Source organism: Corynebacterium sp. HMSC078H07 (genome assembly GCF_001812805.1).
Taxonomy (GTDB): Bacteria; Actinomycetota; Actinomycetes; order Mycobacteriales; family Mycobacteriaceae; genus Corynebacterium.
Genome location: NZ_KV810431.1, coordinates 36,586 through 57,444 on the forward strand (window position 1 = coordinate 36,586; position 20,859 = coordinate 57,444).

Here is a 20,859-nt window from a genome sequence, read left to right on the forward strand (position 1 = left end):
GATTACTCCTCAGTCTTATCGTCGGCGGCCTTGTCCTTATTGTCCTTGGTATCTTCGCCCAACTTGAGATGCTCGGGCTTGACGTCCTCAACGGACTTCTCCCCCTTGGCTACTGCCTGGGCATCTTCCTCGCCGTCATCCTCGACGTTACGGTCGATGGCAAGCAACTCAACATCATCAGCCAGGTTAACTAGTCGAACGCCCATTGTGGCTCGGGAGCTCGGGCGAATCTGGTTGACCTCAGTACGGACAACGCCGCCGGCAGAGGTGATGGCGAAGATCTCGTCATCCTCGTCCACAGCAATGGCAGAGATGAGCTTGCCACGCTTCGGGGTGTACTTGAAGGTCATGACACCCAGGCCGCCACGACCCTGCGGGGTGTATTCCTCAATCGCCGTGCGCTTTCCGTAGCCACCAGAGGTTGCCACGAGCAAGAACTGGCCGTCATTGACCACAGACATAGACAGCAGCTGATCATCGCCGCGGAAGCGCATGCCCTTCACACCGGCGGTAGCACGGCCCATCGGACGCAACTGGTCATCATCCGCCGTGAAGCGGATTGCCTGTCCCTGCTCAGAAGTGAGCAAGATGTCATCGCCTTCGTTAACTAGCTGTGCGCCGATCAGCGCATCGCCCTCGTTGAGGTTGATGGCGATGAGGCCAGCAGAACGTGCAGACTCATAATCGGTGAGGCGAGACTTCTTCACGCGACCCTGCTCGGTGGCCAGGACCAGGTAAGGAGCGTCCTCGTAGGACTGAATCTGAATGACTTGTGCGATCTTCTCCTCCGGCTGGAACTCCAGCAGGTTAGCCACGTGCTGGCCGCGGGCGGTACGGCCCGCCTCCGGAAGCTCGTAGGCCTTGAGGCGGTAAACGCGGCCGAAGTTGGTAAAGAACAGAATCCAGTCGTGCGTGGAACAAACGAAGAAGTTCTTCACAATGTCGTCTTGCTTCAGCTCAGCACCACGCACGCCCTTGCCTCCGCGCTTCTGTGCCTTGTAGGCATCTACCTTGGTGCGCTTGGCATAGCCGGTAGCGGTGATGGTGACCACGACGTTCTCGCGAGCAATAAGGTCCTCATCGGTGACGTCGCCAGAGGCAGCGACGATTTGGGTGCGGCGCTCGTCACCGTACTTCTCCACGATTTCCGCAAGCTCGTCGTGGACGATCTGACGCTGACGTTCCTCACGAGCCAGGATGTCCTTGAGATCTGCGATGGTCTCCTCGATCTCCGCCAACTCATCAATGATCTTCTGGCGCTCCAGAGCTGCCAAGCGGCGAAGCTGCATGGCAAGGATGGCATCGGCCTGGACATCATCAACATCGAGAAGTTCCTTCAACCCCTCGCGTGCCTCCTCCACCGTCGGGGAACGGCGGATGAGCGCGATGACCTCATCAAGCATGTCGAGCGCCTTAACCAGACCGCGCAAGATGTGGGCGCGCTTCTCCGCCTCATCGAGGCGGTACTGGGTACGGCGAACAATGACCTCGATTTGGTGTGCCACGTAGTAGCGCAGCATCTGATCCAGACGCAGCGTGCGCGGCACGCCATCAACGATGGAGAGCATGTTAGCGCCGAAGGAAGTCTGCAGCTGGGAGTGCTTGTACAAGTTGTTAAGCACCACTCGAGCGACAGCATCACGCTTGAGCGTGACGACGATGCGCATACCGACGCGGTCAGAGGATTCATCCTCAATCTTGGCAATGCCGGCAATCTTGCCGTTGACCACGGATTCCGCGATGTTGGAGATCATGTTGTCCGGGTTTACCTGGTACGGCAACTCCGTGATAACGATGGTCTGGCGGTTGCCCACTTCCTCAATGGAAGTCACACCACGCATACGGATGGAGCCGCGGCCGGTAGTGTAGGCGTCCTTAATACCTTGGTCACCAACAATCAGACCAGCGGTGGGGAAATCCGGACCCTTGACGTACTTCATGCATGCCTCAAGAGCCTCTTCATCGCTGGCATTCGGGTTGTCCAATAGCCAATAAATGGCATCCGCCAGCTCGTTGAGGTTGTGGGGCGGGATGTTGGTAGCCATACCGACTGCAATACCGCCGGAACCATTCATCAGAAGGTTCGGAACGCGGGAAGGCAGAATGACCGGCTCTTCGGTCTTGCCATCGTAGTTGGGAGCGAAGTCCACGGTGTTTTCGCGGATATCGCGCACCATCTCCATGGCCAGCGGGGTCATGCGGCACTCGGTGTAACGCATAGCAGCCGGGCCGTCATTACCGCGGGAGCCGAAGTTACCTTGGCCGTCTACCAGCGGGTAGCGCATGTTCCACGGCTGAGCCAAGCGCACGAGGGTGTCATAAATAGCGGAGTCACCGTGCGGGTGGAACTGACCCATCGTGTCCGAGACCGGACGAGCCGACTTCACATAACCGCGATCCGGGCGGTAGCCGGAGTCAAACATTGCGTACAGGATGCGGCGGTGCACTGGCTTCAGGCCATCGCGGACCTCAGGAAGAGCACGGCCAACAATGACGGACATGGCGTAGTCGATGTAGCTCGACTCCATCTCCTCATTGATGTCAATGGGATGAATACGATCAAAAAGATCGCCGTTGTTATCACTCATAACACCTTATCGTACCGTCTGAGGCGCTTTGAAGCCCTTTGTGCCACGATAGCGGTATCACTGTGGTATCACACTGCTAGGATGTCAGACATGGCAATGACACTCAGGCTCACCCCAGAGCAAGATCACGCCCTAACACTGTTGGCTTCAGCGCAGGGAACATCGAAACACGAGGCTGTGGTCCGCGCTGTGGTGGCTGCGGCTTCTCGAACGCTATCTGATGCTGCCGTTCAGGACACGGCCCGTCGGCTTTTGCCTGGGCGCGCTGAACTTGAAGCAGAGATTCGCCAGACTCGTGGGCTTTCATGAGTGTTGAGCACCTACTTCTCATAGCTCGCGAGTTCTGCCGTTTATATCGCGTACGGATTGTGTCCTTTGCGGCACTGGCCGCTGCGGCAGGTGCAAGTACTGCTTCAGTAGAGGGCATTCCCATCTACGGGACGCGACAAGAGTCTGCAGCCGCCCTCGAAAACGTGTTGCGTGCGGTTCCAGCACTGAACGCAAAGAATGAAGAATTCGCGCACTTTTGCGCGCAGGTCTATCTTTCTGTGACAGAAGTTATGTAAGTTAAACATGATAAAGATGCTTTAACCATCGCGCGTTTAAGTAGTGGGACGTTCGCAACCGCCCCACTCTCCCTCTAGAAAGGAATTCCCTATGTCCATGAAGAAGCTTCTCGCCGCCGGCGTTGTGGCCACCACCCTTACTACTGCTGTTGCACCAGCAGCAAGCGCTGAGACCACTAATGACGACTGGAAGCACAACGTCAACCCTGACTTCCAGCAGGGCAAGGCTGGCTCCTCACTCACGGGTTCCACTCCCCTGGACATGACTTTTATCATCGGTGGCTCCATTGCTGGTGCCTTGGCGCTGCTTAAGCTGGTCGTTGACAACGTCCCAGCCCTGCGCGCTCAGGTCGATGAGTTTGCCACACAGGTCGGCCTTGCTGGCTCTTCCGGTTCGTCTGAGGACAGCCGTCTGAACCAGGGTGGCCTCGACTTCGACCTCGAGCGTCTCGCCCGCACTAATGGTTTCCCGGAGATTGCTGACCAGCTCGCCGCGCTCAAGGCAGGCTCTAGCGCCCCAGCACAGTAAGCTCACCTATATGGCAAACCTCACCCAGCTTCTTCAGTCCCCTACCCGCAATGCCGTGGTGGCGGACTTGTCCACGGCCGCCGATGAAGCCGTTTCTTCTCTGTCCGGAATTTCTGGAATGGCCTTCAAAGGTGCCCTAGCAGCCGCCAAGAAGGCTGATTCCAAAGTTGTATCCAAGGGAGTCAACCAGATGCTCCCAGAACTTTTGAACAGCCTCGATTCCTACTGGAAGGAATTCGAAGGTTCTGAGCAATCAGACTTCGGCACGTACCTTGACGGACGCAGTGCTGAAATTACTGATGCCATTATGGCTACTGCCGATAAGTCCGCTGCGGACATCAAAGCACCAGGCATTGCACGTACCTACAAGTCGCTACGCGGAAAGGCGTCCTCCATCTTGGAGCCGAACGTGCCGACTATCGGCCGTGTGCTGCAGCGCCACATGGGTAGCGTTTAGGAAGCGTCACCTCGGATTCATAAACACACAAAAAGACCAGCTCCTCGTTGTGAGGGCTGGTCTTTTCTTATGCTGCCGGAAGGTATGTGCAGCTTTGTCCTACTCGGTCTTACACGTTTAAACGTCGAGGAAGCGCACGTCCTTTGCGCGGCGAGTAATAAAGGAGCGGCGGGCTGCGACGTCATCGCCCATAAGGATGGAGAAGAGTTCGTCGGCACGCTGGGCATCCTCAAGGTCCACACGGCGCAGAATGCGGGTGTTCGGATCCAAGGTGGTCTCCCACAGCTCGGAGGCATTCATCTCACCGAGACCCTTGTAGCGCTGAATTCCGTCATCCTTGTTGATCTTGCGGTTCTCAGCCAAGCCCTCAGCCAACTGCTTGTCGCGCTCGGCATCGGAGAACGCGTATCCCGGCTGGCCCTTGGCCCACTTGAGCTTGTACAAAGGCGGGTTAGCCAGGTAGACGTGGCCGTCCTCCACCAGCTGCGGCATAAAGCGGAAGAGCAGCGTCAACAGCAGCGTGGCGATGTGCTGGCCGTCAACGTCGGCATCGGCCATAAGCACAATCTTGTCGTAGCGCAGCTTGGAAATATCGAACTCTTCGTGGATACCAGTACCCAAAGCGGTAATGATGGCCTGGACTTCGGCATTCTTGAGCACCTTATCCATGCGGGCCTTCTCCACGTTGAGGATCTTGCCTCGCAGCGGAAGGATGGCCTGGAACATCGAGTCACGACCACCCTTAGCGGAACCACCTGCGGAGTCACCCTCCACGATGTACAGCTCAGAGAGCTTGGAATCCTTGGAGCGGCAATCCGCTAGCTTGCCTGGCAGACCACCAAGGTCACCGGCAGACTTGCGGCGAACGAGTTCACGGGCCTTACGTGCCGCTACACGAGCGTGTGCGGAAGCAACAGCCTTGTTGATGATGACCTTGGCCTCAGCCGGGTTGGCATCGAACCAGTCATTGAGGTGTTCATTGACTGCACGCTGGACAAAGCCCTTGATTTCAGAGTTGCCGAGTTTGGTCTTGGTCTGGCCCTCGAACTGGGGATCGCCCACCTTGACGGAAATAACCGCAGCCAGGCCTTCACGGCAGTCATCGCCAGAGAGGTTGCCATCCTTTTCCTTGATGAGCTTGTGCTCTTTGGCGTAGCGGTTCATCAGGGACGTCAGCGCCGCACGGAAACCTTCCTCGTGCGTACCACCTTCATGGGTATTGATGGTGTTGGCGAAGGTGTGGACGGATTCCTTGTAGCCCTGGTTCCACTGCAGTGCGATTTCAACCTCGTGGTCCTCACCCTTGACATCGAAACCAACGATGGTGGGGTGAATGGCAGACTTGTTGCGGTTGAGGAACTCAACGTAGTCCTGCAGGCCGTTTGGGTAGTGGTAGATGACTTCCTTCTTTTTCTTGGAAATCTTCTCCTTACCGTCTTCCCCAGTAGCGTCCTTCTCATCGAGGGAGCTCAGGCTAACCGCTGCGTCACCAGCCTCGGCGATTTCTTCAAGCTCTGCTTGCTCCTTCGAGATAGCACGTTCATCACGAAGAACAATGGTCAGGCCCTTGTTGAGGAAGGCCATTTCCTGCAGGCGGCGTGCAATAGTGTCGTAGTTGAACTCGACAGTTTCAAAAATCTCCGGATCCGGCCAGAAACGGACGGTGGTACCGGTGCCACGGGCGTTCTCACCTTCGACGAGCTCATCCGGGATGGCGTTGGTGAAGTTCTGGTACCAGTGCTTGCCATCACGCTTAATGTCTGCCTCAACACGGGTGGACAAAGCGTTGACTACGGAAATACCCACACCGTGGAGACCACCGGATACGGCGTACGACTCAGAGTCGAACTTACCGCCCGCGTGCAGCTGGGTCATGACGACCTGGACAGTAGGAATGCCAGAGGCATGCATCTCCACTGGGATACCACGGCCGTTATCGATGACCTCGACACCACCATCCTCACGGAGAGTAACAATGACCTTGTCGGCGTAGCCCGCCATGGCCTCATCGACGGAGTTGTCAACGATCTCCCAGATCAGGTGGTGCAGACCACGGGTACCGGTGGAACCGATGTACATGCCGGGGCGCTTGCGGACGGCCTCGAGGCCCTCCAGAATCGTAATTGACCCCGCATCATATGCGTGTTGTTCAGCCACGGATTCGTGTTCTCCTTTTGGCTAGAGCTAAATCTAAGACTTTAGCCATTCTACACTGTGTCCCCCCACGCAGGGACACTGCACGCCAGTGAGAAGCCCAAATTTGCGTGAATTTCGCGATCAGTCCAGATAGCCGGATCAACCATATGTGTCTTGTGAGCCTTGCGGCTTGACCCATTGGCGCCCTTCATAGTTGCGATGTTGCTTGGGGCCTTGGATGTGCAGCTTCACCACAACATCAGGGCCGAGGCGTTCGGCGATTTTCTGCAAGATGGGCCGCTGAAGGTAGCGCAACTCCGTGGCCCAACTCGAAGAATCGCAGGCTATGTAGACGATTTGTTCTTTGATGTTGATCGGTTGTGTGTGAGCAGCAATGCGCTCGCCCACGAGGTTTTCCCAATTACCCATCACCCAGCCGTGGGCCAGTTCGTGCTCCCAGCCGCGTTTGCCAATTTCACGCTGGATCTGTGCGCCCAGGCTCGGAATCTCTAGGCTGCGTCGCCGGCGGCGCCCATCCGGCCCACTGGGACGTCCACGGCGATATGGCTTGGGCTGGTTCTCTGTAGGTGTGGAGGCCAGATTCATCTTGGGCGCGGGTTTGTTTAGCCTCGGCGCGTTCTTGGAATTACTTCGAGTGCGCTCAAACAAGGCCTTTACTGGATCAACTGAATCACTGTCCTGCTCAGTCATGCTGATCACCATCCTCATCATCAGCGGCAGCGGCATGAGGTGTAATTTCAGAAATTCTGCCCTCGTCCGTGTCGTGCACGGTGACGGTGAAACGCTCGATGGGTTGCAAGTTGCCAGGCAAATCCTCGTCTACAGCGGCGGTGATGAGTACCTGTTCGGCTTCGGCAGCAAGATGCACGAGCTTCTCGCGGCGCTTGGCATCGAGCTCTGCAAAGACGTCATCGAGGATAAGGATCGGATCGGTACCGTCCTGTCGCAGCAGATTGAATTCTGCGAGTCGCAGGGAAATGGCATAAGACCAGGTCTCCCCATGGCTGGCAAAACCTTTCGCGGGGCTGGTGCCCAAGTTCAGCACGAGGTCATCGCGGTGAGGACCCACGAGCGAGATGCCGCGCTCGATTTCACGCTGGCGTGTTGCGGCCAGCTCAGTGAGCATCATGGCCTCAATAACCTCACGGTCGGAGATATCCACGGTGGACTTGTACTCGATGCTGGCTGGGCGCGATTCCGGGGCCAGGCCAGAGTAGGCGGCAGGGATGAGGTCCTGGAGGGTGTCGACAAGCGCCAAGCGTGCTTGGATCACTTGCGCGCCGAGCGAGGCCAGCTGCGTATCCCACACGTCGAGGGTGGCCAGCGCCGAAGCGCCGTCATTGTCGTTGTAGCCACGGCGCAAGCTCGCTGACGCCGACTTCAGCAATGCATTGCGTTGCTTTAATACCTTGTCATAATCTGCCTTGACCCCGGCCAAGCGTGGGGTGCGCGAGGCAATGATGTCATCGAGGTACTGGCGGCGTGCTGCAGGTTCGCCGCGCACAAGCGAGAGGTCCTCCGGGGAAAACAAGACGGTTTTCACCACACCGAGCAGTTCGCGTGGGGATTTCAGACGTGTGCGGTTAATCTGCGCCTGGTTCGCCGCATGCGGTTTGATGAGCAGGTGCGCGGTAAGCTCGCGGCCCTGGTTAACAGCGGTGGCGGAGATGCGCGCGTTGTTCGCTCCTTGGCGCACGAGCGGGGCATCGTGGGAGACGCGGTGCGAGGACAGGTGCGCGGTGTAGCCGATGGCCTCGACGATATTGGTTTTGCCGAAGCCATTGCGGCCAACGAAAAGGGTAATCCCCGGTTTTAGCCCGAGGGTGAGCTCGGGCCAGGAGCGGAAGTCCCTGACATCGAGATCGCGGATGTACATACGGCCTAGCCTGGCAGGCGTACCGGCATCAGCAGGTAGGTGAAGTCCGTCTCCGGGGTGGGGAACGTGCCGTCTTCATTGGCCTCCGGCAGCTCCTCCGGCTCCGGAATCATGATGGCCGGGCGGGAAGGCTCGGTAAAGCCGAAGACAACGCGATCCGTGTGGACGACGCCAAGGCCGTCCTTGAGGTAGGACGGGTTAAAGGCGATAACAAAGCTATCGCGGCCATTGAAGGCACAGGGAAGAGTCTCCGTCGCCCGGCCAGAATCAGCACCGGCGGCAAGGGTGACCTCGCCTTCGCTGAATTCCATGCGGATCTGGGCATTGCGGTCCGTCAGCAAGGAGACACGGCGAATAGCTTCCTGCAGCGGAGCTACCTCGATGCTGGCCATGGCCGTGTGGGTTTTCGGCAGCAGTGGTGCCACGTTGGGGAAGTCTGCATCCAACATGCGGGTGGTGGTCTCACGGTTATCTGCGTGCAGACCAAACAGGCCCTCAGCTGCAATGTTCTCACCGGTACCCACGGCGATCTCCACCGGGATGTTGAGGTGAGTATCCAAGGAACGGCCAGTGTCCTGGAGAGTCTTAGCTGGAACGAGGAGCTTGGCCTCGACGTTGTCTGCAACCGGTTCCCACTCGAAGGTGCGCATGGCCAAGCGGAAGCGGTCGGTAGCAGTCATCTCCACGTGGGAGCCATTAATCGCAATATGCACGCCGGTGAGCATGGGAAGCGTGTCATCCTTACCCGCCGCGGCCACGACCTGGCTGATGGCTTCAACGAAAAGCTGCGGGTTAATGGTGCCAGTGACCTCCGGGAGGACCGGCAGCTGCGGGTAATCATCAAGCGGGATGAGCGGCAGCTCGAAGCGCGAGGAACCACAGGTGAGCAAAACCTTGGAATCTTCCTGCGTCATCTCCACTTCCTTGTTGGGCAAGGACGCAACAATGTCAGAAAGCAGCTTGCCGGCGACAGCAATGCGACCCGGCTCATCCACCATGCCGGCAATGCGCACGCGCGTGGAGACCTCGTAGTCAAAGCCAGTGAATTCCAAACCATTGTCATCCGCGGTGATCAGCATGGCGCGCAGCACCGGCTGCGTCACCTTTGACGGCAGACTGCGCGCGACCCATGCGACGGCGTTGGCGAGGTCATCTTTGGCAACGCGAAATGACACGGACTGGTCCATGGTGGTGAGACGCTCCTCTGGTTGCGGATGGATAGATTCCTGATGGATAAATTCTTGGAAGCTCACTCCAACTTACAGGATCGCCGCGACACCACAGGAGTTTTGTCATTCACCATCTCTGCTCTTCGTTGGGGACCGGCGGCCAGGCGGGGCATCGACGAATCACACACATCCTTTTTCTTCTTAGTTAGGGAGAAAACAAAATAGAAGTAGTAATAAGCGCTGTGGGATCTGTGGAGAACCCGTTAAAAGCCAAGCTCGTTCCGGCGAATCGATCTGTGGGCCAGGATGTGGGATCCCTGTGATCAAATGACACAAAATGTGAGTAACTCTATCGAGGTCAGAGTTATACACAATCCATCCCCAAATCTATCGCTGCTGATCACAGGGTTGCCCACAAGAGAGAAACTGGTCTTGATCTGCTGTGGAATCCGAAAACGTGACGAGGATCTACAAATTACAACAGTGAAATTACACAGGTGTGGATAACGCTGTGGATAACGAAAAGCACCCCTCCCAAGGCCCTCACCGTGGCGTGGTGAGGTGGGAGGGGCGTCGGAAAGCGCGCGTCGTTAGCGGTGGTTCTTCACGCGTTGGGTCAGTGCCTGGATTTCGTCGTACGTGTTTCTGTTCTCCGTCATCTCCTTGCGGATCTTCCGGTCCGCATAAATGACGGTGGTGTGGTCCTTGCCGCCGAATTGATCACCAATCTTGGGCAAGGAAAGCTCTGTGAGCTCGCGGCACAGATACATTGCCAGCTGACGGGCGTGGGCCACGGCGCGCTTCTTACCAGAACCGCGCAGGGTTTCGACGTCAATGTTGAAGTACTCCGCGGTGACCTCCATGATGGCGGCCGCGGTAATTTGGCGGTCGGCCGAATCCGGTGCCAGATCGTGCAGTGCAATCTCTGCCATTTCCATGCTGATCGGTTCGTTGACCAGGGAGGAGTAAGCAGACACGCGGATGAGCGCGCCTTCCAACTCACGGATGGAGGACTCAAAACGTGAGGCAATGAGCTCCAGGACTGAGCGGTCGACGTCAGTGCCGTCCGCAGCGGCCTTCTTCATAAGAATGGCAATGCGCGTTTCCAAGTCCGGCGGCTGGATATCCGTGATGAGACCGCCTTCAAAGCGGGTACGCAGGCGATCTTCCAGGGTGGTCAGCTGCTTGGGCGGACGATCAGAGGACAAGATGATCTGCTTATTTGCCTGGTGAAGCGCATTAAAGGTGTGGAAGAACTCCTCCTGCGTGGACTCCTTGCCCTCAAGGAACTGAATGTCATCCACCATGAGGATGTCCAAGTTGCGGTAGCGGCGCTTGAAGGATTCTTGGCGGTCATCACGCAGCGAATTGATGTAGTCATTAGTGAACTCCTCCGAGGACACGTACTTCACGCGCAGCCCTGGGTGCAGCACCTGGGCATAGTTGCCGGCGGCGTGGAGCAGGTGTGTCTTGCCCAAACCAGAACCGCCCCAAATAAACAGTGGGTTATATGCGCGGGCGGGGTTCTCCGCTACAGCTACGGCCGCGCCGTTGGCAAAACGGTTGGAGGAACCGATGACGAAGTTTTCAAACGTGTGCTTCGGGTTGAGGGACTTCTCGTGATTCGGATTGTGCGCGGGTTCCTCACGGGGAATACGCGCGCCGGCTGCCTCCGGGTAGTTTGCTGGCGCGGTGGCCTGCTGCTCACTGTAGTGTTGCGCAAGCTCGTCCAGGCTGGCCGGTGAGTAGGTGGAATCCCACCTCGTGGCCTGCTGCTGTGGCTGGACCGGCTGAGACTGGTGGTCCATGCCGTACTGTGGTGCCTCAGTCTGGATGGGGCGCTGGGGCGTGGGGTCTGGTTCAACTTCAGCAGCGGCAGACGCTGCTGGCTGTTCGGGCGCTGCTTGCTGGGCGGTAATGGTTACGGCCAGGGAACAGGGGCGGCCCATGTGCTGGGACAAAGTGCGTGAGATGTGCTCCCCTAGCTCGGTCTCAATGACATTCTTGGCGTTTTCGTGTGGGGCGGCGATGAGGGCGTATCCGTCGCCGATCATGATGGGTTCGACGAGTTGCAAGTTGAGCCGCTGGCTGTGGGTAAAGTTCGGCACGCTTGAATTCGGTTGCTCAGACTGTGCCAGCAGATCAGTGACCACTGCTTTCCAGCTGGCCCTGAGGGCCGCTTGCGGATCAGACAAGACGCCTACCTTCTATGTAGTTCGAGTTCACACTGCCAGTGGTGAGAGGCCACAGGGCAGGTACTCGACCCACGTACTTGACCACTGTGCGGGTAGCGCAGTGATTCTTGTAATTATCGGGGGACGGACGGATGGACTGTTGAGAGAACGAATGAGATTCCACCGAGGATTCCACACGATGTTTTAGTGCGTCACCTCGGTTTCCACAAAGTTATCCACAGGTGTGAATTGGTGGTTTATTCACAGCCTAGCGCATGGCTGTGGATAACTAATCATTGGCTCCTTAATGGCTCTGACCCGGGTATACGGCGAAAGTCTCAAGGTTCAGTTGAGAGTTATCCACACCTTGTGGGTAGCTGTGGAATTTGATTCCTTAGTTCTACCGCGTTGTCCCGAGGCTGTCTAACGCACTTTTTATGCATGCAGTAGGTCTGGTTGATTCGAACCCTGTGAAGGTGCGATGTGTCTGGGGTTGACTCGCAGCATGAGGGCCAAAAGTGGCGCTCTAGCTGGGGATAAAAACATCGATGTCATTTCGGGTACACCCAGTGTGTCGATTTGTTCTACGCCCCATCTGTCACGTAACCTGTGATGGTCTATCGCAGCAGTGCATAACGCACATGTTGCATGTGGGACTGCCTCGCCCCGCCGCATGGCGCTATCCGGGCGAAGCCTCATCCCCGCGAACACCATTCATCAGTGGATGCTCAGGCCCAGCCGCGCCGCGCGGCGGGTTTGAGCTATCTGCGTACAACTTCAAGGAGTTAATCGTGGCAAAGGGTAAGCGTACCTTCCAGCCGAACAACCGTCGTCGTGCTCGTAAGCACGGCTTCCGCACCCGCATGAGCACCCGCGCTGGCCGCGCTATCGTCGCAGCTCGTCGCAAGAAGGGTCGCGCTAAGCTCACCGCTTAATTCATGCTTCCAGCCCAGCACAAGCTCACGTCCCCGAGGCAATTTCGGCGGACTATCAAGGGCGGACGCCGGGCGGGCACGCGCACCGTTGTCGTGCATATGCACATCAACACTGGTGAGGACGCCATCGCGGCTACTGGCCCGCGATTTGGCCTCATCGTTTCGAAGGCCGTCGGGAATGCCGTGGTTCGCCACCGCACCTCCCGGCGGCTTCGTCATGTGTGCATGGCGGTGATGAGGGACGGTGCTCATGGCACTCCCCTTCCGCCGAATGTGGACATTGTCATTCGAGCCCTGCCCGCCAGCGCCGAGGCAACAAGTGAGCGCCTCGCCCGCGATATCCGCAAAGCCCTAGCAAAATGGGATATCTAAACTCCCAGGGAGAAGAGATTCCCCCTGCCCGCGGCTTCGGGCGAGTCCTAGTTCACTGGGTGCGCTTCTACCAAAAGCATGTCTCACCCCTTAAGATGGTTTCGACCTGTCGTTTTGAACCGACATGCAGTGCCTATGCCCTCGAGGCCATCTCCGTGCACGGAGCGCTCAAGGGAGTGGGCATGGCCGTCGCCAGGCTCTGCAAGTGTGGGCCCTGGCATCCGGGCGGATTCGATCCGGTACCGACCAAACAACATCGAAGGTAAACAACACTCGTGCTTAATTTCATCTATTGGCCAATCTCAGCCGTTCTGTGGTTCTGGCATTGGCTTCTGAGCTTCGTCCTCGACTCCGGTTGGGGCGGAACGTGGATCATCGCCATCGTCCTGCTGACGTGGACGCTGAAAGCGCTCATGGTCAAGCCGACCATCACGCAGCTGCGCTCCTCACGCAAGATGCAGGAGATCCAGCCGCAAATCCAAGAACTGCGCACCAAATACGCCAATGACCAGACCAAGGCTGCGCAGGAGATGCAGCGCATCTACAAGGAATCTGGTGTGCGCCCGGTAGCGGGCTGCTTGCCTATGTTCGCCCAGATTCCGATGTTCATTGGTCTCTTCCACGTGCTGCGTTCCTTCGACCGCACCGTGGCTGTCGCGGGCGGCTTTGGCCACCCGGCAGGTGAGGCGATGTCGGAGGAGATGAACGGCTCCATCGCCAACTACATCTTCAAGCCGGAGCTGGTCCAGCAGTTCGTGGACGCCAAGATCTTCGGCGTGCCGCTCGTGGCTAACTTGCGCCTCAACTCCGGCCTGGAGATTGTCAAGCAAACCACGGTGCAGCAGGCCGCGATGATTATCGTGCCGCTCATCGCCATCATTGCCATCCTGACGCACTTCAACGCCCGCATGACGCTGAACCGCCAGGAGGCCCGCCGCGCCGCCGGCAAGACCTCGGCACCGCAGGGCCAGAACTCCGAGATGATGCAGCAGCAGATGGCCCTCATGAACAAGATGATGCTGTGGTTTATGCCGGCCATGCTGGTCTTCTCCGGCTTCATCTGGCCCATCGGCCTCCTGTTCTACATGCTGGCCAACACCGTGTGGACCTTCTTCCAGACGCGCATCGTCTACGCCAAGATGGACCGCGAAGAGGAAGAGGAGGCGGCCGCCAAGGCCGAGCTCAAGCGGACCTCCGCTCCGAAGCCGGGCGCGCGCAAGAAGGACAACCGCTCCAAGAAGCAGCGCCGCAACAACAACTAAAACACGACCCAGGAGTTATCACAGTGCCTGAACATCAGCCTGCAACTGTGCCACTGGACCCGTCTGACGTCTTTGGATCGCGTCTGCCGCTCGCGCAAAAGTATCACGATTCGCTCGCCACGGACGGGTCCACTCGTGGTTTTATTGGCCCCCGTGAGGTCCCGCGCTTGTGGGAGCGCCACCTCATTAACTGCGCCGTGGTCGCGGAGGTGATGCCGCAGAACGCTACGCTTATCGACGTCGGCAGTGGCGCCGGCCTGCCCGGCATCCCCCTCGCCATCGCGCGTCCGGACCTCACCATCACCCTCATCGAGCCGCTGCTGAAGCGCTCGACCTACCTCAACGAGGTCGTCGACCTTTTGGGCCTCGACAACGTCACCGTCATCCGTGGTCGCGCCGAAGAGGGCCCTGTGAAGAAAGCCGTTAAGGGCGCGGATATCGTGACCTCCCGCGCGGTGGCCCCGTTGGGCAAGCTGGCCAAGTGGTCGCTTCCGCTTGTGCGCAAGGGCGGCGAAATGATTGCTCTTAAGGGTTCCTCGGTGCACGAGGAACTGGAGCGCGACGCCGCGAATATTAAGCGCGCTGGCGGTGGAAAAGCCGAGGTCATGACCATCCACGGCACCACGATTATCCGTGTCCCCCGCGTGAACTAAAGTAGACGGCATGACTCATCCTCGTCTTATCACCATCGCGAACCAGAAAGGTGGCGTGGGTAAAACCACCTCCGCCGTGAACCTTGCCGCCGCGCTCGCTGACGCCGGCAAGAAGGTACTGGTGATCGACCTGGACCCGCAGGGCAACGCCTCCACCGCCGTAGGCGCGGAACATACCTCTGGCACGCAATCCAGCTACGAGGTCCTGTTAGGAGACTGCACGGCTAATGACGCCATGCAGCACTCCCCCGACAATGAGAATCTGTACTGCATCCCTGCCACCATTGATCTGGCCGGTGCGGAGATCGAAATGGTCTCCCTCGTGCGCCGCGAATTCCGCCTCTACGATGCCCTCCACAACGGCTTCCTGGAGGAGCATGGCTTCGAGTACGTCTTCATTGACTGCCCGCCTTCTCTAGGCCTGCTCACCATCAACGCGATGTCGTGTGCCGAAGAGGTCATTATCCCCATCCAGTGCGAGTACTACGCCCTGGAGGGCGTGGGCCAGCTGTTGGGCAATATCTCCATGATTCGGGAGCACCTCAACGAGGATCTCCACATTTCTGGCGTCCTGCTCACGATGTTTGATGCTCGCACCAAGCTGGCCCAGCAGGTGGCGGATGAGGTCCGCGAACAGTTCGGTGCCGTGGTCCTAGGCAACGTAATCCCACGTTCCGTGCGCGTTTCAGAGGCGCCGGGCTATGGTAAGACGGTTATCGCTTATGACCCGTCGTCGACCGGCGCTCGCGCATACGCCGCCGCTGCACGCGAGCTGGACAAGCGCGGTGATTACACGCCGCACCCGACTACGGGTGCCATTGGCGTGAGCCCGGAGATTTTCGCGGAACTGGAAGGATAGGAGTAACGGATGGCAAACAAGAAGGCAGACCACAAGCCGGAACAGCGTCAGGGTGGTCTGGGCAAGGGCTTGGCTGCGCTCATTCCGTCCGGCCCGGGTGCTCCGTCCCGCAAACCACACTTGGGCGATTCCGCCGCGGACATTATTCTCGGTGCCTCCACCAGTGGATCTAAGGACACCGGCACGAAGAAGGTGCAGGGCGCTCCGACCATCCAGCAATCTTCCGGCTCAAAGAAGCGCCAGGCCAAGCCTTCTGTCATTGGCGCGACCTACCGCGAGATTTCCGTCGGTGACATCCTTCCCAACCCAAAGCAGCCGCGTACCGTCTTCGACGAGGATGAGCTGGCAGAACTGGTGCACTCCATTAAGGAATTCGGCCTCCTGCAGCCAGTCGTTGTCCGCCCCTCTGAGGAAGGCGGCTTCGAGCTCATCATGGGTGAGCGCCGCTGGCGCGCTTCCTCCAAGGCAGGTCTGGCCACCATCCCGGCCATCGTCCGCGATACTAAGGACGATGACCTCCTGCGTGACGCCCTGCTGGAAAATATCCACCGCGTGCAGCTCAACCCGCTGGAAGAGGCCCACGCCTACCAGCAGCTGTTGGAAGAATTCGACGTGACCCAGAATGAGCTTGCTGATCGCATTGGCCGCTCCCGCCCCCAGGTCACTAACATGATCCGCCTGCTCAAGCTGCCGGTCAACGTACAAAAACGCGTCGCTGCCGGAACCCTGTCCGGTGGTCATGCCCGTGCGCTGTTGGGCCTGCCGGATGCAGAAGCGATGGAGCTCATTGCGAACCGCATCGTGGCCGAAGGCTTATCTGTGCGCGCCACGGAGGAAGCCGTTACCCTGTACAAACGTGAAGGGAAACCAGCCGAGCCTACGAAGAAGCAGGCCGCCCCGCAGCCGCAGTTCTTCACCGACTCCGCTGAGCGCCTTGCTGATCGCTTCGACACCAAGGTCACCGTCACCATGGGCAAGCGCAAGGGCAAGATGGTCGTTGAATTTGGTGACCAGCAAGACTTCGAGCGCATCTTGGCTCTCATTGAGGGAAACGAAAGCAGCTAGCTCCCAATCATGCTTATTGAGGCCGTCAAGGAAGGTGTTGCCATCAACCCCTTGGCGGCCCGATCCATTTTTTGGGAAATGAAGTCTACGGTCGCTGATCCCGCCTTCGAGAAGGAAGCGTGGCTGAGCGCTACCCTGCTGAGCTACGGCGAGTGCGGTTTCACCGTGGGCGATGAGGCTACCGTCTTCTTTTGCCCACCGGAGCTTGCGCCCGGTGCGGCTAAGCTGCCCACCTCCCCGGTTTCTGAGGACGCCGTGTTGGTGTCTTCTTTGTTTGTGAAGTCGGAGCGCGCGGCGAAGGGCTTGGAAGCCGTGCTTCTCGACGCCACAATAATGCACCTCACCTCCCGCGATGCCACCGCGCTGGAAGCATTCGGCTACCGCGATGCTCGCCAAGCCGAGGACTTGTTGCGCGACAAACCTGGTCGCATTGGCCTGCTTCCAGTGGAAACCCTGGAGTCAGCTGGCTTCATGGTGGTGCGTGATCACCCCATCACGCCTCGCCTGCGCTTGGAACTTCCCCCTGCCTTCGACCTGCTCACTGCCGCCGCGGTGGAGGACCTCCTCGCCCGTGCCTTGGCTTAAAACTTGGGCCTACAAAGACTCGTTGAATAGACGTGTGTGAGTTGCCTTTTCACTGTTGCACACTGCGGTTAAACCCTTTATGGTTGTAGATACGCACACCACACCCACTCTCGGATTCAACCGTGATGGTGTGGTTTTCTTTTCGGGGACAACTGGGGGTCCGAGCTTAGACTGCTGATAGCGGAGCAACATACAACGTTGCCCCACTTCTTACGAGGATCGCTCTGCGCGCAGGAGTTCGTCGAACCGGTACGTGCCGGTCACGGCGGTGTCGTCATCGAGGAGATACAGACGCTTGACGGCAACGACGATGGCCTCGGCGATGTCATCGCGGCAATCCGGGTTGGTGAGGATAGCCACGTCCTTGGGGCTGGTGAGGTATCCCAGCACCACCTGTACGACCGGCATCTGTGTCAGGCGCAGCAGCGCCCACGTGCGACCGTGGTTGCGGCAATTTCCCAGCTCAGTGCGTGCAACGATCTCACGCTGGATGAAGCCGGAGAGCGTCTCGCCAATGAGGGAGGAGTTGCCAGACTCCGAACCGAAGTAGAAGGTGGCCACGCCGTTGGCTTTCTCCGTGGGGTACTCATCGCAGGCGAGGGAGATGACAAAGTCGGCGTCGAAGGCGTTAGCTAGGCCAGCGCGGTCGCGCACGGAAGGATCGTCGGTACGCGGGCGGGAAATGATGGTCTCCATCCCAGCGGCAATCATGCGGCCGGCGACGCGCTCAGCGAGATCCCAGAGGATCTCCTCCTCCGTGATGTCGCCATAACGGCCTTTGACCGTGCGGCCGGTGTTGAAACCACCGAGGCTCGGGTCGATGACGACGCGCTTGCCGGCCAGCTTCGGGCCGGCGTTGCGCACGCGCTCACGCTCTTGGATGTTGTGCGCCGAACCACCAGTGATGCGACGGCCCAAGAGGCTTAGTGCATTAATGGTGGCTGGGCCGCAAATGCCGTCACTACGCAGGCCACAATTGAGCTGGTACTCCGCCAAGGCGGCGTAGGTAGCCGGCCCAAAATGGCCATCTATGCGTTCCTGGTAAAAACCGAGTTCCTGCAGTTGTTCCTGAAGTTGGGAGACATCATCGCCTACCTGCAGGTTGCCCGGCTCGTAGGCCAGAACGCGGGCACCCAAGGAATATGAGGCTTGGCGCAGTTCGCGCAGCGTTAGCTCATCGATATCACCGCTGGGCACAATACCGCGTGACTGTTGGAAAGCCTTGAGGACTTGGGAGAGGTCTGCGTCGAAGTGCTTATCGGCTTCGGAGTACTTCTGCTTCTTCCAGTCGGACAACGTCCCCTGGTAGTCCGACATAAGACCGAGGCGGGCAAGGGTTGCGCGTGCTTCGGCGACCCGAACACTCTGGTCACCAACCCGTAGAACGCGGTTCACACCTACCCCTTTCGTGATCAAGGTGGGCGCACCTTGGTGCGCCGTCAACGAGTTAAAGAATACCAGTTAGAGCTGTTTCTTCACTTGTGCCACGATGTCAGCCTTGGAACGCAGGCCAACGAACTCATCCACCTTCTCGCCGTTGTTGAAAATCAGCACGGACGGGATGGACATGATCTGGAACATGGCGCCCAGGGTGCGTTCTTCGTCCACGTTGACCTTGACCACGGAAACGTCATCGCCCAACTCCTCGGCGACTTCTTCGAGGATTGGGGACAGCTTCTTGCACGGCCCACACCATTCGGCCCAGAAATCGACGACGACGGGTTTGCCTGCCTCCACGACGTCTGCGCGGAAGGAATCAGTAGTGACGTTCTTAATGTTGCTCATGTGATTACTAACGGTTATCGGCGAGGAAATGTTCCGCATCAATGGCCGCGCGGCAGCCGGAGCCCGCGGCGGTGATGGCCTGCTGGTAGTGGTCATCCACGAGGTCACCGCAGGCGAAGACACCCGGCAGCGAGGTCTTGGTGGAAGGCTGCTCCACCACAACGTAGCCAGCCTCGTTGGTCTCTACCTGGCCTTCCAGGAAGCCCGATCGCGGCTCGTGGCCAATGGCCACGAACATCGCGGTGACATCAAGCTCGCTGGTCTCACCAGTCAGTACATTCTTAACCTCAAGGCCACCGACCTTGCCGTCCTTCTCCAAGACGCGCTCTACGGTGGTGTTGGTCAGCCACTTAATCTGCTCGTTGTCCTTGGCGCGCTCCAGCATGATCTTGGAGGCGCGGAAGTTCTCCGAGCGGTGAATAATAGTGACGGTTTCGGCGAACTTGGTGAGGAAGGTGGCCTCCTCCATGGCGGAATCGCCACCGCCGACGACGGCAATGTTGTGGCCCTTGAAGAAGAAACCATCGCAGGTGGCACATGCAGATACGCCGCGGCCGGCAAGCTCGGATTCGCCCGGAATGCCCAGGTAGCGCGGAGCGGCACCGGTGGCCAGGATGACCGTGCGGGCCTCAAAGACTTCGTCACCGATGTGCAGCTTCTTCACGTCACCGTCGAGCTCGATGGAGTCCACAACTTCCATGCGCAGGTCTGCACCGAAGCGAATAGCCTGGGCGCGCATTTCCTCCATGAGCTCTGGACCCATGATGCCTTTCTGGAATCCCGGGTAATTCTCCACCTCGGTGGTGTTCATGAGCTCGCCGCCGTATTCAAAACCTTCGAAGACGATGGGGTTGAGCTCAGCACGCGCAGCGTAGAGGGCTGCGGTGTAGCCGGCGGGGCCGGAGCCGACGATGGCAACATCGTGGATAGTCACTAAAAACTCCCTTGAGACGACAATTCCTGTAGAGAATCTGATCATGTCCGCGCATAAAGGGCGGAGGACACTGAGATTGTACTCGGGCCTAGTCTATCGCCGCACGCAGAACCTGTCGGGCCCGGGCTCGCCGCGATTTCACCGTGCCGGGAGCCACGCCTTGGACCTTGGCCACCGTATCGATGGGATAGCCGGCGACATCAGTCAGGTACAGCGCTTCGCGCTGGTCCTCGCGCAAGGTCTGCATGGCTTGGGCCACCGTGATGCGTTCCGCCAGGTGCTCGCTGGGATTGTGCGCGAGCGCGTAATTGCGGTCATCGTCAATAATTTCCGCATCGAGGGAGGCGTTCTCACGGTTGGAGCGATGGTTGAGGAAGTCATAGCCGGAGTTCATCACCAGCCTGTGCAACCACGTGCTCAGCGTGGCATCGTGCCGGTAGGAGGCCATGTTGCAGCTGGCCTTGAGCAGTGCCTCCTGCACAATGTCCTGCGCATCATCATCGTTGCGCGTATAGCGCCGCGCCATGGCCGTCAGGCGCGCACGGTGCTTCTCGACGATTGCCGAAAAGGCCTTAGTATCTCCGCCAATGAAGGCGTCGACGAGTTCACGATCGGTCGGCTGAGCTGACAAGAAGAATCCCCCCGGAAACTTGAGCAATGACACATGGGTCAACACAGCCCCTCAGCCGAAGCCGATGGTGTGTGATTGTCCCCCGTTAATGTGTCTGCGAGTTTACGGGAAGATTCTGCAGTCCGCTACGCGAAGCTTCCGCTTCGCAATGCAGTAAGCAGGATGATTACTGCGTGGAGTTCAAGTTCAACGTGTAACGCGGAGCGTTAATGACGTTTCGCGTTATTGGGGGGGTGTTCCTATATAGTTTGTCAACCTCGCG

22 protein-coding genes are annotated in these 20,859 nt (G+C 58.6%); 12 read left to right on the forward strand and 10 right to left on the reverse strand.

The window, feature by feature from the left end; translation table 11 throughout:
* Positions 1–2 precede the first annotated feature (2 nt).
* Positions 3–2,588, reverse strand: coding sequence for a DNA gyrase subunit A (gene gyrA / locus HMPREF2875_RS00210; protein WP_070669466.1), 2,586 nt, complete (start codon positions 2,586–2,588; stop codon positions 3–5).
* Between the two features lie 90 nt (positions 2,589–2,678).
* Between gyrA and HMPREF2875_RS13115 the strand changes: the two genes are divergently transcribed.
* The 4 genes from HMPREF2875_RS13115 (at position 2,679) to HMPREF2875_RS00225 (ending at position 4,140) form a co-directional block, all read left to right on the forward strand.
* Positions 2,679–2,897 carry a CopG family transcriptional regulator gene (locus tag HMPREF2875_RS13115; RefSeq protein ID WP_083311799.1) on the forward strand — a complete coding sequence of 73 codons (219 nt, stop codon included), beginning with the start codon at positions 2,679–2,681 and terminating at the stop codon, positions 2,895–2,897.
* Positions 2,894–3,154 (forward strand): cell filamentation protein Fic, encoded by a 261-nt coding sequence (locus tag HMPREF2875_RS00215; RefSeq protein ID WP_070669467.1) that lies wholly within the window; start codon positions 2,894–2,896, stop codon positions 3,152–3,154. The genes HMPREF2875_RS13115 and HMPREF2875_RS00215 overlap by 4 nt, the downstream gene beginning before the upstream one ends.
* 91 nt (positions 3,155–3,245) lie before the next feature.
* Positions 3,246–3,683, forward strand: a complete 438-nt coding sequence (locus HMPREF2875_RS00220) for a hypothetical protein (protein ID WP_070669468.1) — start codon at positions 3,246–3,248, stop codon at positions 3,681–3,683.
* A 10-nt stretch (positions 3,684–3,693) separates the two neighbouring features.
* On the forward strand, positions 3,694–4,140 hold the full coding sequence (locus HMPREF2875_RS00225; RefSeq protein WP_070669469.1) for a DUF6918 family protein: 447 nt from the start codon (positions 3,694–3,696) through the stop codon (positions 4,138–4,140).
* Positions 4,141–4,257: 117 nt separating this feature from the next.
* Here the strand turns inward: HMPREF2875_RS00225 and gyrB are convergent, their stop codons facing one another.
* The 5 genes from gyrB to dnaA form a co-directional block, all read right to left on the reverse strand.
* Positions 4,258–6,297 (reverse strand): DNA topoisomerase (ATP-hydrolyzing) subunit B, encoded by a 2,040-nt coding sequence (gene gyrB / locus HMPREF2875_RS00230; protein WP_070669470.1) that lies wholly within the window; start codon positions 6,295–6,297, stop codon positions 4,258–4,260.
* A 138-nt stretch (positions 6,298–6,435) separates the two neighbouring features.
* Positions 6,436–6,987, reverse strand: coding sequence for a DciA family protein (locus HMPREF2875_RS00235; RefSeq protein ID WP_070669471.1), 552 nt, complete (start codon positions 6,985–6,987; stop codon positions 6,436–6,438).
* Entirely contained in the window at positions 6,980–8,173 is a 1,194-nt protein-coding gene (recF, locus tag HMPREF2875_RS00240) for a DNA replication/repair protein RecF (RefSeq protein ID WP_070669472.1), read from the reverse strand. Before recF ends, HMPREF2875_RS00235 begins: the two co-directional genes overlap by 8 nt.
* 5 nt (positions 8,174–8,178) lie before the next feature.
* A complete protein-coding gene (dnaN, locus tag HMPREF2875_RS00245) occupies positions 8,179–9,360 on the reverse strand; it encodes a DNA polymerase III subunit beta (protein ID WP_070669473.1) in 1,182 nt (393 codons plus the stop codon).
* A gap of 572 nt (positions 9,361–9,932) precedes the next feature.
* The gene (gene dnaA / locus HMPREF2875_RS00250; RefSeq protein WP_070669474.1) at positions 9,933–11,537 is read right to left on the reverse strand and encodes a chromosomal replication initiator protein DnaA; all 1,605 of its coding nucleotides are present in this window, start codon (positions 11,535–11,537) and stop codon (positions 9,933–9,935) included.
* A 770-nt stretch (positions 11,538–12,307) separates the two neighbouring features.
* Here dnaA and rpmH point away from each other — a divergent pair.
* From rpmH to HMPREF2875_RS00285, 8 genes are read left to right on the forward strand one after another with little or no spacing between them, the layout of a single operon-like run.
* Positions 12,308–12,451: a 50S ribosomal protein L34 gene (rpmH, locus tag HMPREF2875_RS00255; protein ID WP_003847033.1), complete on the forward strand. Its 144-nt coding sequence runs from the start codon at positions 12,308–12,310 to the stop codon at positions 12,449–12,451.
* A gap of 3 nt (positions 12,452–12,454) precedes the next feature.
* Positions 12,455–12,823 carry a ribonuclease P protein component gene (gene rnpA, locus HMPREF2875_RS00260; protein ID WP_070669475.1) on the forward strand — a complete coding sequence of 123 codons (369 nt, stop codon included), beginning with the start codon at positions 12,455–12,457 and terminating at the stop codon, positions 12,821–12,823.
* Positions 12,811–13,089: a membrane protein insertion efficiency factor YidD gene (gene yidD / locus HMPREF2875_RS13120; protein ID WP_083311800.1), complete on the forward strand. Its 279-nt coding sequence runs from the start codon at positions 12,811–12,813 to the stop codon at positions 13,087–13,089. The genes rnpA and yidD overlap by 13 nt, the downstream gene beginning before the upstream one ends.
* Positions 13,090–13,098: 9 nt before the next feature.
* Positions 13,099–14,085: a membrane protein insertase YidC gene (gene yidC / locus HMPREF2875_RS00265; RefSeq protein WP_070669476.1), complete on the forward strand. Its 987-nt coding sequence runs from the start codon at positions 13,099–13,101 to the stop codon at positions 14,083–14,085.
* Between the two features lie 23 nt (positions 14,086–14,108).
* On the forward strand, positions 14,109–14,738 hold the full coding sequence (gene rsmG / locus HMPREF2875_RS00270; RefSeq protein ID WP_070669477.1) for a 16S rRNA (guanine(527)-N(7))-methyltransferase RsmG: 630 nt from the start codon (positions 14,109–14,111) through the stop codon (positions 14,736–14,738).
* Between the two features lie 10 nt (positions 14,739–14,748).
* Positions 14,749–15,597: a ParA family protein gene (locus HMPREF2875_RS00275; RefSeq protein ID WP_070669478.1), complete on the forward strand. Its 849-nt coding sequence runs from the start codon at positions 14,749–14,751 to the stop codon at positions 15,595–15,597.
* Between the two features lie 9 nt (positions 15,598–15,606).
* Positions 15,607–16,662, forward strand: coding sequence for a ParB/RepB/Spo0J family partition protein (locus tag HMPREF2875_RS00280; RefSeq protein ID WP_070669479.1), 1,056 nt, complete (start codon positions 15,607–15,609; stop codon positions 16,660–16,662).
* 9 nt (positions 16,663–16,671) lie between these two features.
* On the forward strand, positions 16,672–17,247 hold the full coding sequence (locus HMPREF2875_RS00285) for a hypothetical protein (protein WP_070669480.1): 576 nt from the start codon (positions 16,672–16,674) through the stop codon (positions 17,245–17,247).
* Between the two features lie 210 nt (positions 17,248–17,457).
* Here the strand turns inward: HMPREF2875_RS00285 and HMPREF2875_RS00290 are convergent, their stop codons facing one another.
* The 4 genes from HMPREF2875_RS00290 to HMPREF2875_RS00305 form a co-directional block, all read right to left on the reverse strand.
* On the reverse strand, positions 17,458–18,642 hold the full coding sequence (locus HMPREF2875_RS00290; protein ID WP_070669481.1) for an N-acetylmuramoyl-L-alanine amidase: 1,185 nt from the start codon (positions 18,640–18,642) through the stop codon (positions 17,458–17,460).
* A 66-nt stretch (positions 18,643–18,708) separates the two neighbouring features.
* Positions 18,709–19,032, reverse strand: coding sequence for a thioredoxin (gene trxA, locus HMPREF2875_RS00295; protein ID WP_070669482.1), 324 nt, complete (start codon positions 19,030–19,032; stop codon positions 18,709–18,711).
* Between the two features lie 7 nt (positions 19,033–19,039).
* Positions 19,040–19,966, reverse strand: coding sequence for a thioredoxin-disulfide reductase (gene trxB, locus HMPREF2875_RS00300; RefSeq protein WP_070669483.1), 927 nt, complete (start codon positions 19,964–19,966; stop codon positions 19,040–19,042).
* Positions 19,967–20,054: 88 nt separating this feature from the next.
* Entirely contained in the window at positions 20,055–20,597 is a 543-nt protein-coding gene (locus HMPREF2875_RS00305) for an RNA polymerase sigma factor (protein WP_070669487.1), read from the reverse strand.
* Positions 20,598–20,859: the final 262 nt, after the last annotated feature.